Origin of the sequence: Liquorilactobacillus ghanensis DSM 18630, from assembly GCF_001435235.1 — a bacterium.
GTDB lineage: Bacteria > Bacillota > Bacilli > Lactobacillales > Lactobacillaceae > Liquorilactobacillus > Liquorilactobacillus ghanensis.
Genome location: NZ_AZGB01000005.1, coordinates 182130 through 196954 on the forward strand (window position 1 = coordinate 182130; position 14825 = coordinate 196954).

At 38.0% G+C, this 14825-nt stretch carries 19 protein-coding genes; 17 read left to right on the forward strand and 2 right to left on the reverse strand.

Annotation, left to right across the window (positions count from 1 at the left end):
- Nucleotides 1-22: 22 nt before the first annotated feature.
- From efp to recN, 10 genes are all read left to right on the forward strand, one after another.
- The gene (efp, locus tag FC89_RS02540; RefSeq protein ID WP_057870982.1) at nucleotides 23-580 is read left to right on the forward strand and encodes an elongation factor P; all 558 of its coding nucleotides are present in this window, start codon (nucleotides 23-25) and stop codon (nucleotides 578-580) included.
- A 26-nt stretch (nucleotides 581-606) separates the two neighbouring features.
- Complete coding sequence (locus FC89_RS02545; protein ID WP_057870983.1) at nucleotides 607-1038, forward strand: Asp23/Gls24 family envelope stress response protein; 432 nt, start codon at nucleotides 607-609, stop codon at nucleotides 1036-1038.
- Nucleotides 1038-1448, forward strand: a complete 411-nt coding sequence (nusB, locus tag FC89_RS02550; RefSeq protein ID WP_057870984.1) for a transcription antitermination factor NusB — start codon at nucleotides 1038-1040, stop codon at nucleotides 1446-1448. The genes FC89_RS02545 and nusB overlap by 1 nt, the downstream gene beginning before the upstream one ends.
- A 318-nt stretch (nucleotides 1449-1766) precedes the next feature.
- Entirely contained in the window at nucleotides 1767-2615 is an 849-nt protein-coding gene (gene folD / locus FC89_RS02555) for a bifunctional methylenetetrahydrofolate dehydrogenase/methenyltetrahydrofolate cyclohydrolase FolD (protein ID WP_157060636.1), read from the forward strand.
- Nucleotide 2616: 1 nt separating this feature from the next.
- Nucleotides 2617-3984 (forward strand): exodeoxyribonuclease VII large subunit, encoded by a 1368-nt coding sequence (xseA, locus tag FC89_RS02560; protein ID WP_057870985.1) that lies wholly within the window; start codon nucleotides 2617-2619, stop codon nucleotides 3982-3984.
- A complete protein-coding gene (locus tag FC89_RS02565; protein ID WP_057870986.1) occupies nucleotides 3962-4195 on the forward strand; it encodes an exodeoxyribonuclease VII small subunit in 234 nt (77 codons plus the stop codon). Before xseA ends, FC89_RS02565 begins: the two co-directional genes overlap by 23 nt.
- A complete protein-coding gene (locus FC89_RS02570; RefSeq protein WP_057870987.1) occupies nucleotides 4185-5072 on the forward strand; it encodes a polyprenyl synthetase family protein in 888 nt (295 codons plus the stop codon). Before FC89_RS02565 ends, FC89_RS02570 begins: the two co-directional genes overlap by 11 nt.
- A 360-nt stretch (nucleotides 5073-5432) precedes the next feature.
- Nucleotides 5433-6245 (forward strand): TlyA family RNA methyltransferase, encoded by an 813-nt coding sequence (locus FC89_RS02575; protein WP_057870988.1) that lies wholly within the window; start codon nucleotides 5433-5435, stop codon nucleotides 6243-6245.
- Between the two features lie 94 nt (nucleotides 6246-6339).
- On the forward strand, nucleotides 6340-6792 hold the full coding sequence (gene argR, locus FC89_RS02580) for an arginine repressor (protein ID WP_057871005.1): 453 nt from the start codon (nucleotides 6340-6342) through the stop codon (nucleotides 6790-6792).
- A 27-nt stretch (nucleotides 6793-6819) separates the two neighbouring features.
- The gene (gene recN, locus FC89_RS02585; protein ID WP_057870989.1) at nucleotides 6820-8505 is read left to right on the forward strand and encodes a DNA repair protein RecN; all 1686 of its coding nucleotides are present in this window, start codon (nucleotides 6820-6822) and stop codon (nucleotides 8503-8505) included.
- Nucleotides 8506-8563: 58 nt separating this feature from the next.
- Here recN and lexA read toward each other — a convergent pair whose 3' ends face one another.
- Nucleotides 8564-9187, reverse strand: coding sequence for a transcriptional repressor LexA (lexA, locus tag FC89_RS02590; protein WP_057870990.1), 624 nt, complete (start codon nucleotides 9185-9187; stop codon nucleotides 8564-8566).
- Nucleotides 9188-9341: 154 nt separating this feature from the next.
- On the opposite strand from lexA, the gene FC89_RS02595 reads away from it, so the two are divergent.
- The gene (locus FC89_RS02595; protein ID WP_057870991.1) at nucleotides 9342-9590 is read left to right on the forward strand and encodes a DUF896 domain-containing protein; all 249 of its coding nucleotides are present in this window, start codon (nucleotides 9342-9344) and stop codon (nucleotides 9588-9590) included.
- A 73-nt stretch (nucleotides 9591-9663) separates the two neighbouring features.
- Nucleotides 9664-9900 (forward strand): YneF family protein, encoded by a 237-nt coding sequence (locus FC89_RS02600; protein ID WP_057870992.1) that lies wholly within the window; start codon nucleotides 9664-9666, stop codon nucleotides 9898-9900.
- Nucleotides 9901-9964: 64 nt separating this feature from the next.
- Here FC89_RS02600 and FC89_RS02605 read toward each other — a convergent pair whose 3' ends face one another.
- Nucleotides 9965-10597 (reverse strand): lysophospholipid acyltransferase family protein, encoded by a 633-nt coding sequence (locus FC89_RS02605; RefSeq protein WP_057870993.1) that lies wholly within the window; start codon nucleotides 10595-10597, stop codon nucleotides 9965-9967.
- Between the two features lie 92 nt (nucleotides 10598-10689).
- Between FC89_RS02605 and FC89_RS02610 the strand changes: the two genes are divergently transcribed.
- From FC89_RS02610 to tsf, 5 genes are all read left to right on the forward strand, one after another.
- Nucleotides 10690-11433 (forward strand): tRNA1(Val) (adenine(37)-N6)-methyltransferase, encoded by a 744-nt coding sequence (locus FC89_RS02610; RefSeq protein WP_057870994.1) that lies wholly within the window; start codon nucleotides 10690-10692, stop codon nucleotides 11431-11433.
- Nucleotides 11423-11692: a GIY-YIG nuclease family protein gene (locus FC89_RS02615; protein ID WP_057870995.1), complete on the forward strand. Its 270-nt coding sequence runs from the start codon at nucleotides 11423-11425 to the stop codon at nucleotides 11690-11692. Before FC89_RS02610 ends, FC89_RS02615 begins: the two co-directional genes overlap by 11 nt.
- Before the next feature lie 124 nt (nucleotides 11693-11816).
- Nucleotides 11817-12812 carry a D-2-hydroxyacid dehydrogenase gene (locus FC89_RS02620; protein WP_057870996.1) on the forward strand — a complete coding sequence of 332 codons (996 nt, stop codon included), beginning with the start codon at nucleotides 11817-11819 and terminating at the stop codon, nucleotides 12810-12812.
- Between the two features lie 160 nt (nucleotides 12813-12972).
- The gene (rpsB, locus tag FC89_RS02625; RefSeq protein WP_057870997.1) at nucleotides 12973-13770 is read left to right on the forward strand and encodes a 30S ribosomal protein S2; all 798 of its coding nucleotides are present in this window, start codon (nucleotides 12973-12975) and stop codon (nucleotides 13768-13770) included.
- A gap of 82 nt (nucleotides 13771-13852) precedes the next feature.
- Nucleotides 13853-14731: a translation elongation factor Ts gene (gene tsf, locus FC89_RS02630; protein WP_057870998.1), complete on the forward strand. Its 879-nt coding sequence runs from the start codon at nucleotides 13853-13855 to the stop codon at nucleotides 14729-14731.
- Nucleotides 14732-14825: the final 94 nt, after the last annotated feature.

Consider the following 14825-nt stretch of genomic DNA (forward strand, 5'->3'; position numbering starts at 1 on the left):
GAATTATTCTAGGAGGAGCAATATGATTTCGGTAAACGAATTTAAAAATGGATTGACAATTGAGGTTGAAGGAGATTTATGGCGTGTTGTTGAATTTCAGCATGTTAAACCTGGCAAGGGGTCAGCTTTTGTCCGCTCTAAGCTTAAAAATTTACGGACAGGTGCAGTTCAGGAAAAAACTTTCCGAGCTGGTGAAAAAGTTGAACAGGCTCAGATCGATAATCGTAAGATGCAGTATTTATATGCAGATGGAACTAACTATGTTTTCATGGATACCACTACTTACGAGCAATTGGAACTACCAGAAGATCGAATTAAAAATGAATTAAATTATCTTAAAGAAAATATGGTTGTCAGCATTATTATGCATGGTAATGAGACTTTGGGAGTTGATTTACCTAATACGGTTGATTTGAAAGTTGCTGAGACAGAACCCGGCATTAAAGGCGATACTGCTTCTGGTGGCTCTAAACCGGCTAAAATGGAAACTGGTTTGGTAGTTCAAGTACCATTCTTTGTAAATGAAGGCGATGTTTTGACAATCAATACGCAAGATGGAAGTTATGTTTCACGGGCTTAAAAGCTTGAAAGCGAGGAGGAAAACCAATGGCAGAAGATAACAATATTATATTGGCCGATGATCAATCAGCTAGTGGCAGCATTGAGATCGCCCCTGAGGTTTTGGAAGTGATTGTTGGAATTGCAGCAACGCAAATTGATGGTGTTTATTCAATGCGGGGCTCATTAGCTACAAGTTTGAATGAATTATTCGGTCGCAAGAGTCGCGGCAAGGGTGTTAAAATCGATCAATCAGCTGGCCAGCTTAGTACGGATATCTACGTTTTTTTGAATTATGGCGTTTCAGTGCCTAAAGTTGCTTTGGAAATTCAAGAAAAAGTTAAACAGCAGTTACTGTTTATGACCGGATTGAAATTAACGACAGTCAATGTTTATGTTCAGGGTGTTGTCCCAGCTAAACAGACTTCAGCAGTTGACCCAAATAATTTATTTGCTGAAGAAAATGGTGAACAAAAGTGATGAAACGACATTCGATGAGAGAGATTGCTTTTCAGATATTATTTGCAATGGAAAGTAATGAAACGACGGATTTGACAGCACTTTATCAGCAGCTTAGATTGCAAAATACTGAATTAACGCCTGAAATACCTGATTATTTAAAATTATTAGTAACTGGTGTCCAAAGCCATTTAACAGAACTAAATGAATTATTGATCAAGTATTTAAAAACAGGCTGGTCATTGAAACGCTTGAATAAAGCAGATTTGGTGATTATGCAGTTAGCTGCCTTTGAAATAGAATTCGTCGCTGAAACTCCTAATCGAGTTGCAATTGATGAGGCATTGGAATTAGCTAAAGAATTTAGTGATGAAACTTCTCGACGCTTCATTAATGGAGTATTGTCAAACTTAGTGCAAGAAAAAGAATAATTTTTATAAATTTTGTGATGAACGATCTACTGTGAAAATTATTTCAAGAGGATAACTTACATTTTTGCAGCTCAATTAGTTGTTAAGTAATAGAATGGAATAAATTAATCAGTCTACAATGGATTGATATAATCAACCTGCTCAAGTTGTTTGTTCTTAATAGAACAGACAGCTTTTTTAATTGGTACACCAAATTTTTATTTATAGGTTCTCAATTTGGCAAACTGATTTGATCCAAGTTTTTTTAGCTCCATCTGCGTTGTGAAAATATGGTAAAATGTAGATTAGTATTTAGCAGACTTAAAGGTGGCGATTTTCTTGGCAATCAAATTAGATGGGAAAAAACTTTCACAAAAAATTGCTGGACAATTACAGCAGCGAGTAACGAAATTGAAAGCAAGGGGAGTTTCTCCAAAATTAGCAGTAATATTAATCGGTGATGATCCGGCCAGTCAGATTTACGTACGAAACAAACGAAGAATGGCGAAGAAAATCGGAATTGAAACAAGTGATTTACGATTGCCAGTAGCAACTTCAGAGGAAAAATTATTACAAATTATTGCAGAATTGAATAATGATGTGACTGTTCATGGAATTTTGGTGCAATTACCTTTACCGCCGCAAATTAATGAAGAGACAATTATTCAAGCGATTGATCCGCTAAAAGATGTTGATGGTTTTCATCCATTTAACATGGGAAAATTATTTATGGGTGCTCCATATGCTATTCCATGTACACCTAATGGAATTATGCAGTTATTGGCAGAATATCGAATTCCTTTAGCCGGGAAAAAAGTTGTCATCGTTGGTCGCAGTAACATTGTCGGTCGTCCACTAGCAGCTCTAATGATTAATCATAATGCAACAGTTACAGTTGCGCATAGTTATACTAAAAATTTGTTTGAATTAACTAGACGAGCTGATATTTTGGTAGCGGCCGTAGGCAAGGCCGAATTGTTTTCACAAACGGCTATTAAATCCGGGGCTGTTGTGATTGATGTTGGCATAAATCGAAATGCTGCTGGCAAATTGGTTGGAGATATTGATCAAATCAAAGTGGCTGATATTGCCAGTTATTTGACACCGGTACCAGGTGGGGTGGGCCCAATGACGATTGCAATGTTAATGAAACAAACCGTTGATTTTGCAGAACGGAGCGTGAAATAGCTTGGCAGCAACTGAGGAATATTTAACGGTCAGTGAATTAACGCAGTATCTAAAAAGAAAGTTTGATATGGACCCATATTTAGGGCGAATTTATCTAACTGGAGAAATTTCTAATTTTCGAATCCGCCGAAATGCACACCAGTATTTTAGTTTGAAAGACGAGCATGCTAAAATCAGCGCTATTATGTTTCGCTCGGCTTTTGCAAAAATTCGTTTTCAGCCAGAAGAAGGCATGAAAGTTATGGTTGTCGGGCGAATATCACTGTATCCGCCTAGTGGCAGCTATCAAATTTATGTTGAGCAAATGGAACCAGCCGGTGTTGGAGCTTTATATCAAGCCTATGAACAGCTGAAAAAAAAGCTTGCTGCCGAAGGAGTATTTTCACAGCCAAAACAGATTTTACCGCATTTCCCGCGAAAGATTGCCGTTATTACTAGTCGTTCCGGTGCAGTTATTAAGGATATTATGACAACGGCCCATCGCCGTTATCCTCCGGCTCAGCTATATTTATTTCCAGCCCAAGTTCAAGGCGATGCAGCAGCAGCGGAGCTGACGAAAAGAATTCACCAAGTTGATCAAATAGGAAATTTTGATGTTTTAATTATTGGTCGCGGTGGTGGTTCAATTGAGGATCTTTGGCCTTTTAATGAAGAACAAGTTGTTCGAGCCTTGGCAGCGTGTTCAATTCCGGTAATTTCTTCAGTGGGACATGAGACAGACACAACTTTAACTGACTTGGTTGCAGATGTCCGGGCAGCTACTCCGACAGCAGCAGCTGAGTTGGCAGTTCCAGTTTTGAGTGATGAATTACTGAAGCTAAAGCAGCAGCGTTTACGTTTGTATCAGGCGTTTCGAGCTTTATTGCGGGCTAAGAACCAGCAGTGGCAGCGGTTGGCTCAGACACCGATTTTTTCTCAACCAGGAAGATTGTACGAAGGGTATTATCAAAAATTAGATTTACTAACGCGCCGGCTTCAGCAAGCTTGGCAGCAGCAATTACTTACTAAAGAACGGCAAACAGTACTATTGAATCAACGATTAAATCGTTTGAATCCGCTTGAGCAGGTGCATCTGCAGCAACGGCAGTTAAATTATTTGCAGGCAAATTTGCACAAAAATGCAATCAATTATCTGCACAGTCAACAGCGGCGTTTGGCAGAATCGGTGATCCAGTTAGATGCCTTGAGTCCGTTGAAAGTCTTGGCACGTGGCTATGGTTTTGCAACCAGTGAAGGAAAAGTGCTTAAACAGACAGCCAATTTTGAAGTTGATAAAAACTTTGTATATCATGTAACTGATGGTCAAATAACAGCAAAAACTTTAAAAATTAGAAAGGATGTTACAGATGACAGAAAAACCAACCTTTGAGACCCAATTGGCAGCTCTGGAGAAAATTGTTCAACAATTGGAAAAAGGTGATGTACCGTTGGAAACGGCACTTGATCAATTTCAGCAAGGAATAAAACTTAGCCGATTGTTGCAGCAGCAATTAGAAACAGCTGAAAAAACATTAACGCAGGTTGTTGATGAAAATGGTAAGATGACTGATTTTGAGCGGGATAGTCAAGATGAAAAGTAAAGAGTTAACGGATTTTACACAACAATACCGTTCATTAATTGAACAGTATTTACAACAATATTTGAGTTCGTTGACTGGTAATCCCTATTTAATTAAAGCGATGTCTTATTCGGTTATGGCTGGTGGAAAGCGAATTCGCCCATTGTTGATGTTGGCAGTTTGTCAAGATTTAGGTGGGAAAATTACTAAGGGAGCACTAACAGCAGCAGCTAGTTTGGAACTGTTGCATACGTATTCATTGATTCATGATGATTTACCGGAAATGGATAATGATGATTTGCGGCGCGGACAACCAACTAATCATAAAGTTTTTGGTCATGCAGCAGCCGTTTTGGCAGGAGATGCATTACTGACAAACACTTTTGCTTGGTTAGCATCAGCTGATCTTCAACCGACTGAGCTTCTTAAAATGGTTGAAAAATTAGCTCAAGCTGCGGGTGCTCAAGGAATGGTCAGCGGTCAAATGAGTGACATTTTAGGTGAAAAAAAGAAACTGACCTTAGCTGAATTGCAACGATTACATCAGCAAAAAACGGGAGCTTTATTACTATATGCCTGTCAAGCAGGAACAATTTTAGCTCAAGCTGATAAAAAAATTGAGAAATTAATTACTGAATATGGTCAGGCTTTTGGATTAGCATTTCAAATATATGATGATATTTTAGATGAAACCAGTACCACGGCGGCTTTAGGGAAACAAGTGCATAAGGACCAAGCAGAACATAAAAATACTTACCCTGGCCTTTTAGGTCTTGATGGAGCGCAAGTTTCACTTAAAAAAGCAATCAACCGAGCAAATCAAGCGGTTAGCCAATTGCAACAGCTGGGATATGATTGTTTGTTGTTAAAGGGAATGTTGGGGTATTTTGCGATATAGAGCAGTTTAATTAATGTAAATAAGGATAAAAAAGTTCATAGGCGAAAGAAATGAATTTGCAGTTGAACAATTTATTTTGCTCGCTAAATGAAACGGCGTTTACTTTTCTTAAAGACTGATCAAGCGTATAAATATTTAATCTGAGTAGAATAATTTTATTTGGAAAATTAACGCAACAGTAGAAACTAGTGCTTTACTCTCCTGAGTTTGTTGAGGAAAATTGCCTAGATAGCAGAGTATTGGACCATAATGGATAATTGAAAGAAACAATTTAAGAAAGGAAAAACTATAATTCTTTTTCAAACATGATTATTTTTACTGAATATAGTGTTTGTCTGTGAATTATATAGTGGAAAAATCATGACAAAACAGCGTGTCGATGTTTTATTAGTTGAACAGGGTCTTTTTTCCAGTCGTGAGCAGGCTAAACGAGCAGTTATGGCTGGAGAAATTTTAGGAGCAAATGAAGAAAGACTTGACAAGCCGGGAATGAAGATTGATGCAGCGACTAAACTGCACTTTAAGGGCAGCAAATTGCCCTATGTCAGCCGAGGTGGATTAAAATTAGCCAAAGCGCTGAATGTTTTTAAAATTGAAGTTAAAGGGAAAACAGTTTTAGATATTGGTTCTTCAACGGGTGGATTTACTGATGTTATGCTGCAAAATGGTGCTAAACGTAGTTATGCCCTAGATGTCGGAACTAATCAGTTGGTTTGGAAATTACGGCAAGACCCGCGAGTTATTGTGATGGAGAATACTAATTTTCGTTATAGCCAACCAGCTGATTTTACAGCAGGTATTCCAGAATTTGCATCGATCGATGTTTCGTTTATTTCACTAAAATTAATTTTACCAACTTTGCATAAAATCTTGCCCCTAGGTGGTGAAGTTGTTGCCTTAATCAAGCCACAATTTGAAGCTGGAAGGCAAAAAGTTGGCAAACATGGTATTATTCGTGATCCACAAGTTCATCAAGAAGTTTTAACTGAAATTTTGCAATTTGCAACAACAGCACAATATGATGTATTAGGCTTAGATTTTTCGCCGATTACTGGTGGAACTGGAAATATTGAATTCTTGGTACACTTAAAAAAATGTGACCGAGCTGGACGGATAGCTGAAAAAATCAATATTTCACAAGTTTTGGCAGCTGCTTGGCAGCATTTAAAATAATTCAAGTGAATTTGCTGAATTTTCTTTAATAATTATTCAATTTAGGCTATTATATGAATAGTTAATGAGTATTATTAGAGAGGTTGTGAGAATGATGCGAAAACAGGAGCGACAAAGGGCAATCAAAAAGTTAATCCAGCAGTATAGCATTGATCGCCAGGAAGACATTGTTAAATTATTAGAAGAGCAAGGAATTGCTGTTACGCAAGCAACAATTTCACGTGATATTAAAGAATTGCAGTTGGTTAAACTTCCATCAGCTAACGGAGGCTACCAGTATAGCTTACCTGCTGAAAAAAAATTAAATGCCGAAAAGAAGTTGAAAAAGACGTTGCATGATGCCTATGTTTCTTCACGGCTACATGATGTTTTTTTCCTGATCAAGGTTTTACCGGGAAACGGGCCGGCAATTGCTAATTTAATCGATCAATTGAAGATTGAGGAAATTTTTGGTGCCTTGGGGGATGATGATACAATTTTAGTTATTTCCAAGAGTAGTGAAGCGGCAAAGCAGACCCAGCAATTATTGTTGGATATGATTAGTTAATAAGTGAGAGGTAGGGCGGATGAATTAATGTTGCGTGAGCTGACAATTAGAGATTTTGCAATTATTGAAAATTTGGATATAAATTTTCAGGCTAATATGACAACCATTACGGGAGAAACCGGTGCCGGTAAATCAATTGTGATTGACGCACTCGGTTTGTTAGCTGGCGGTCGTGCCTCACAAGAATTTATTCGTCAAAATGCCAATAAGTTTATTTTACAAGGTTTGTTTGATTTACCGAATGATTCACAAGTACATGAGTTACTGCAGCAATTGGGTGTTAATACCGATGATGGAAATTTGATCATTCAACGGGAATATAGCCGCAACGGTCATGGAATTTGCCGAATTAATGGTTTGATGGTTACCCGGGCAATTCTTCGTCGTGTCGGCAAGCATTTGTTGGATATTCATGGTCAAAATGAACAACAGAGTTTAATGCATGTCGAGAATCACTTACAGCTGTTAGATCAATTTGACTCGGCAATCAGTCCAATTAAGCAAAAATATCAAGTTGCTTTTGGGAAATATCAACACTTTGCCAAGCAGCTTCAACGCCGCAAGAAAAACGAACAAAGCTGGGCGCAGCGTTTAGATATGCTTAGATTTCAAGCCAAAGAGATTGGCGCAGCTGACTTGAAAAAAGCAGAAGAAAAACAACTGCAACAAGAAAAAGAAAAACTTGAGAATTTTCAATTGATTCAGCGATCATTGGCTAACAGTTATCAATTACTAACTGGTGATCCGGCGGCGATAATTGATCAAGTGGGCAAAGCTATGGAATCTCTTGAGCAGATTAGCAGTTTTTCAGCAACTTTTAAGAAAATCAGTGATAATCTGGCGAGCGCTTTTTATCTGCTGCAAGATACTGGGCATGATCTGTCTAATCAGCTGGAATTACTTGAATGGGATGAAGACCGTTTAGAGCAGGTCAATGAGCGGCTTGAATTGATTAATCAACTAGAGCATAAATATGGCAATAGTGTTGCTGAGATTTTAGCGTATTATCAAAAAATCACCCGTGAGTTGCAGCAAATGGAAAGCAGCGAATCTGACAGTGATCAATTAGAACTCCAAGTCCGGCAAAGTCTAAAGGTAGCACAAAAATTAGCTGAACAGTTGACAAAACTACGGCATCAGGCTGCCAAAAAATTAACAGTTGCAGTCCATAAACAATTACGAGCACTTTATATGGACAAAGCCGTTTTTGAGGTTCGTTTTCGCTCATTACCACAGCTTGATTTGAACGGTGCTGATAAAGCTGAATTTTATATTCAAACTAATCCGGGTGAAGTGGTTGGCCCGTTGGTTAAGATTGCGTCAGGCGGGGAACTTTCACGTATTATGCTGGCGCTTAAGACGATTTTTTCAGTTCAGCAAAACGTGACTAGTATTATATTTGATGAGGTTGATACCGGAGTAGGTGGGCGAGTAGCACAGGCAATTGCTGAAAAAATTTTACAGATTGCCAAACATTCGCAAGTCTTATGTATTACACATTTGCCCCAAGTTGCTGCCGTCAGTGATCATCAGCTGTTGGTCAACAAACAGGTCACAGCAGGAAGAACTGAAACGACGGTTCATTGGTTAAACGAGCAACAGCGGATTGATGAATTAGCTCGGATGTTGGCCGGTAGCCAAATTACGCCACTAACCAAAGAACATGCGGCTGAACTATTGAACTTAGCCATTAAATCGAAAAAGAATGATTAATTTGCTGCAAAAAAACACTGTCATAGTCAAAATCATAAACTATAACAGTGTTTTAAGTTTAAATAAAATTTCGATATAAACCAATGACTTTACCTAAGATTAAGACATTCGGCAAAATAATTGGTGCTAAAGTATCATTTTCCGGTTGCAATCGGAAGTGACCGTTTTCTTTAAAGAATCGTTTGCAGGTAGCCTCATTTTCCTCTGTCAAAGCGATGACGATATCACCGTTATCGGCAAAACGCTGTTTGCGAACGATTACTTGATCACCGTTTAAAATGCCTGCATTGATCATACTTTCACCACGAATTGTCAGCATAAATAAATTATCAGCAGAATCAAATTCGGGAGGCAAAGGGAAAAAATCGGTTGTTTCTTCAACTGCTAAAATAGGTGATCCTGCCGTGACGGTTCCGACCATCGGAATCTTATTCTGATTAGCTTTGATACCCAGCAATGATAGGCCGGCGCTGGTTAGTTCAATTGCCCGCGGTTTGGTAGCATCTTTTTGCAGATACCCTTTTTTTTGCAGCCGCGTCAAATGGCCATGAACTGTGGAGGTAGAGGAAAGATTAACTGCTTCACATATTTCTCTAACGGTTGGAGGATACCCCTTAGCGGTAACTCGTTCATGAATGAATTTCAAAATGGCTAATTGTTTTTTTTCAGATGTTTTTGTCATGAAAGACACTCCAATTATATTTACTATTTTTTATCATAACATAGGCGCTTGTTCATAGCAAACAAACGTTCGTCAGGTTTGAAAATCCAATTGATTTCGAGTAAGATACATATTGTTGCTAACAAATTAATAAATAGATTACGAGGGTTGAAAAATGTCAGAACAAATTCCCCAAAAATTGATTAAGCGAATCAATGAATTGGCACATAAAAAGAAAACAGTCGGATTAAGCAAGTCTGAGCAAGCCGAACAGAAAAGTTTGCGTGAAACTTACTTAGCCCTATTTCGGAAAAGTTTTCGTAGTGATGTTGAAATGATGCGTGTTTTTAATAAAGCAGGGCAAGAAGTGACTCCCGAAAAGGTTCGTAAGATCCAGAAACAAAAGGGGTTGCGAGATGATTAATTAACTTTGGCTTTATTTTTAGGCTGGACTTGTGTAAAATTATCAATGAAGTGAATTGAAAGGAGTTATTGCTATGTCAACGGCTGTCTGGATTTTATTAATCATCATAGCTTTGGTTTTAGGATTTGTTGGCGGTTTTTTTGCAGCACGTAAATATATGGAAAGTTATTTAAAGAAAAACCCACCAATTAATGAAAATATGTTAAAAATGATGATGCTGCAGATGGGGCAAAAGCCATCAGAGCGTAAACTGCATCAAATGATGAATGCGATGAAAACGCAAAGTGCCAAGCAAAATTCAAAAAAATAATTGTTCTTTGCAGAACATAAATAGGGGGCTGCGGCAAATTGCTGCAGCTCCCTATAATCTTTTGTTAGTTTTTTTCAGTTTCTTTTGGATCATGGTAAACAAAGTCGGGATTAATTTGTTGATCTAATTGCTGAAAGGCTTGGTTCATTTTGGTAATGATTTTTTGTTCAAATTGATCATCCAATTTAGCTTTTGAATCGACAACGATTGGATCACCATAATTAATAATTACCTTTTTGCGTGTAAATAGCTGTTTAAATGTTAATGGACCTTGGTAAACAGCTGGTACAATTGGAACTTTAGCCAATTTAGCAATTAAAATTACTCCGCCCTTTAATTTTTGTGAATGACGTGTACCAGAGGGAAACATGATTAAAGATAAATCACGTTTTCTTAGCCACCGGACTGGAATTTTGATGGCTGAAGGTCCTGGAGTTTTGCGATCGACCGGAAAAGCATTGGCATGAACTAAAATAAAACGCAAAATCGGGTTTTTGAAAAGTTCTTTTTTTGCCATAAAAGAGAATTTCTTAGGTGCGGCTCCAAGGGCAAAATAAATCATGTCAAACCAAGTTCGGTGAGGTCCAACAAGAATATAGTTCCCGGTAGGAAGTTTTTTCTTATTTAGATAATGAGCGTTGCCGTTGACTAAGAATAAAATTACGCGTGCAACAACGCGAACAAAAGAATAGAACATTTGTTACGTTCCTTTCTGATTAAAATTAATACGGTTCAGGAATAGTATGCCTAATTTTGGGCAATCTTTCAAGTTGAAAAGGTGGAGTCAAGATGGAATTAAACCCAAGTGAGCGAATTGATATGCTTTATGCGAGTAATATTAAGGTCATTCAAAGTCCAGAGGTATTTTCTTTTTCGTTAGATGCCGTACTACTAGCAAATTTTGCGCGGCCACCACGCAAAGCTAAGGGGAAAATTGTGGATCTGTGTGCGGGTAACGGAGCTGTTGCTTTATTTTTAACAGATAAAACACCGGCAGCGATTACGGCTGTTGAAATTCAGCCGCGTTTAGCCGATATGGCACAACGGAGTGTCCAGCTTAACCATTTGGAAGGACAGGTTTCGGTTTTACCAATCGCCGCCCAAAAAGTTTTTGATTATATTTCAAAAGATTCAGTTGATACTGTAACTTGTAATCCACCATATTTTGCTGATTTGCCACAAAGTCGGAAGAATCCGAATCAATATTTAGCAATTGCCAGGCATGAAATTGCAATTAACCTAGAAGAGATAGTTGCAATTAGCAGTGGCTTATTAAAAACGAAAGGCAAACTTTTTTTGATTCAGCGACCAGAAAGGTTTAGTGAGTTGCTGGAACTGTTTCCTAAGTATCATTTAGCTGTCAATGAGGTCCGGTTAGTTTATCCTAAAGCTGCTAAGGCTGCTAATATGGTGCTGATTGAGGCCATTAAGTATGGTAGTAAAACTGGCATCAAATTTTTGCCACCGTTGACAGTTTATGATCAAACAGGAAAATATACCCAACCGATTAAGGAAATGCTCTATGGTAAATAAACAAATTTTTTATTTTTATGTGTTATTGTGTGCGGACCATTCACTTTATGGTGGCTTTACAACTGATTTACAACAGCGTGTGACTGTTCATAATTCGGGACAAGGAGCTAAATATACCCGAAATCATCGACCAGTAAAATTAATTTATCATGAAGAATTTGCGACTAAATCAGCAGCTTTAAAAGCGGAATATGCATTTAAGCACCAATCCCGGTCAAAAAAATTAGCTTATCTGAAATTACATGGTGTAATCGTTTAAATTTTTTGGCATGCGGAATTTTCATGGTACAATAATGAAAGTGAGTTTGGGTAATCATAACTCAAATTAACACTAGCCGTATGATAGAGTACCACAGTAATTTAGATTATTTTGGAGGTTTATCATGAAGTTTATCGCGTTTAACGTTCGTCAAGACGAACAACCTTATTTTGAAAACTGGTCACGGCAAAATCAGATTGAAGTTAAATTAGTTGCCGATGCACTAACAGCTGCTTCACTTAAGCAAGTGGATGGATATGATGGTGTCTTAGCTTTACAGACCGGTAGTTATCCAGCAGCGATGTTTGAACATTTCAAGCGTTGCGGTGTCAAAGTTTTTGCCATTCGCAATGTTGGTACAGATAATATTGATTTGGCTGCAGCCAAGGCAAACGGCGTTCTGGTTACGAATGTTCCCGCTTATTCTCCCAACGCGATTGCTGAATTTTCAGTAACACAATTAATGCAGTTAGTGCGTAATACGACTATTTTTCGGCAAAAGATTGCTGAACAGGATTTTCGCTGGGCTCCGCATGTTGGTAAAGAACTGCGCAGTTTAACAGTCGGGGTAATTGGGACCGGTCGAATCGGCCGAGCTGCAATTGACATTTATCGTGGCTTCGGCGCAAAAGTGATTGCATATGATTTGTATCCGAATCCACAATTACAAGCAGAGGGAATTTACGTTGATTCATACGATGAACTTTTTGCCCAAGCTGATGTAATAACGTTGCATATGCCGGCAACTGCAACAGATCGCCATTTAATTGGAGAAAAGGCTTTTGCTAAGATGAAAGCAGGAGTTTATCTAATTAATACAGCTCGCGGAACTTTAATTGATACTAAGGCTTTACTGGCGGCACTCAAGTCTGGTAAAGTAGCAGGAGCAGCTCTGGATACTTACGAAAATGAAAGTGCATTATTTAATCATGATTTGCGTGGGCAGAAAATCAAAGATCCATTGTTTAAGGAATTAATGCAACAACAAAATGTATTGATTACACCACACATTGCGTTTTACACTACAACTGCGGTTGAAAATATGGTCTTAATTTCATTAAATAGTGCAAAGAGTGTTTGTGAAAAAGGCACTGCTGATACAGTTGTTAAGATTCGATAATAAAAAGCTTGCTCTTTAAAGCTAGATGTTATAGAATACTTAAGGTGCTTTCTGCATCAATTCACACCTTGGTGGATGATAAACGGTGTTGCTCGTTTGTGACGGGTCCGATTTATTTAACACTTGGGGAGGAAAAAAACAATTTTGGAGGGTCTATATCATGTCAGTTATTACCATGAAACAGCTGCTTGAAGCAGGTGTACACTTTGGTCACCAGACACGTCGCTGGAATCCAAAGATGAAAAAATATATTTTTACCGAACGGAATGGTATTTATATCATTGATTTACAGAAAACGGTAAAATTAATCGATAAGGCATATGATTTTGTAAAGGACGTTGCTGGCAATAATGGAGTTGTTTTATTTGTAGGTACAAAAAAACAAGCTCAGGATGCAATTGAAGAAGAAGCAAAACGTGCTGGCCAATTTTATGTTAATCACCGTTGGTTAGGTGGAACCTTAACCAACTGGGATACAATTCAGAAACGGATTAAACGTTTGAAAGAAATTAAAGCAATGTCTGAAGATGGAACATTTGATGTTTTACCTAAGAAGGAAGTTGCTTTGTTGATCAAACAAAGAGAACGTTTGGAGAAATTCTTAGGTGGAATTGAAGATATGCCACATTTGCCGGACGCATTGTTCATTGTTGATCCGCGTAAAGAAAGAATTGCTGTTAAAGAAGCACGTAAGTTGAACATTCCGATTATTGCTATGGTTGATACCAATGCTGATCCGGATGAAATTGATGTTAAAATTCCATCTAACGATGATGCAATTCGCGCTGTTCGTTTAATTACATCTAAGATGGCTGATGCAATCGTTGAAGGACGTCAGGGAGAAGATCAGGCTGCAGATGAAGATTTTGCAGCAGCTGATCAGAATTCAAAGACTAAGTCAATTGAAGATATTGTTGCAGCAGTTGAAGGTAAAAAAGATAGTAAAGATGCTGAATAATTAAACTGAGGCTGTCTCGAACTCGGGCGTGATAAAGCCTAAAGTTTGGGGCAGCTTTTTTGAAATTTAGGAGGATTTATCAATGGCAAAAGTTACTGCAGCTCAAGTAAAAGAACTTCGCAACAAAACTGGTGTTGGAATTATGGATGCTAAGAAAGCCTTGGTTGAAGTCGATGGCGATATTGCAAAGGCAATTGATTTTCTGCGTGAAAAAGGAATTGCCAAAGCAGCTAAAAAGAGCGATCGGGTCGCAGCTGAGGGATTGGCAGATGTTGAAACTGTAGGCAATACTACAGCAGTAGTTGAAGTAAATGCTGAAACTGATTTTGTGGCTCAAAACGCAAAATTTAAAGATTTAGTAAAATTAATTGCAACCGCGATTGCTAAAAACAAACCGGCAGATGTTGCAGCCGCTTTAGCTTTAAACACCGACGGCCGAACAATTAACGATAAGATTATTGAAGCAACACAGGTTATTGGTGAAAAGATTACTTTGCGCCGTTTTGCCTTAGTTGAAACCAAAGCAAATCAAGCTGTTGGAGCATACTTGCATATGGGTGGCAAAATTGCAACTGTTGTTGTGTTAGATGGTGCTGATGAAGCAACTGCTAAGGATGTTGCAATGCATGTTGCTGCAATCAATCCTAAATATTTGGATCGTGACCAAGTTCCAGCTGCTGAATTGGAACATGAAAAAGAAGTTCTTAAACAAGAAGCTTTGAATGAAGGCAAGCCAGAAAAAATCGTTGAAAAAATGGTTGCTGGTCGTTTAAATAAATATTTGAGCGAAATTAGTTTGGCTGATCAAGAATTTGTTAAAGATCCTGATCAGACAGTTGCTAAATTTGTTGCTTCTAAGAATGGTAAACTGGTTTCCTTTATTCGTTTCGAAGTTGGTGAAGGAATCGAAAAGAAAACTGATAATTTTGCTGAAGAAGTTATGAGTCAAATTAAAGATTAAACAGTTTGAAAAAGAAAATCATTTGATTTTCTTTTTTTTTATTGTCTTTAGACCTAGTTGAGCTCGTGTGCGTGCGAAACAAAAAACCACCTGC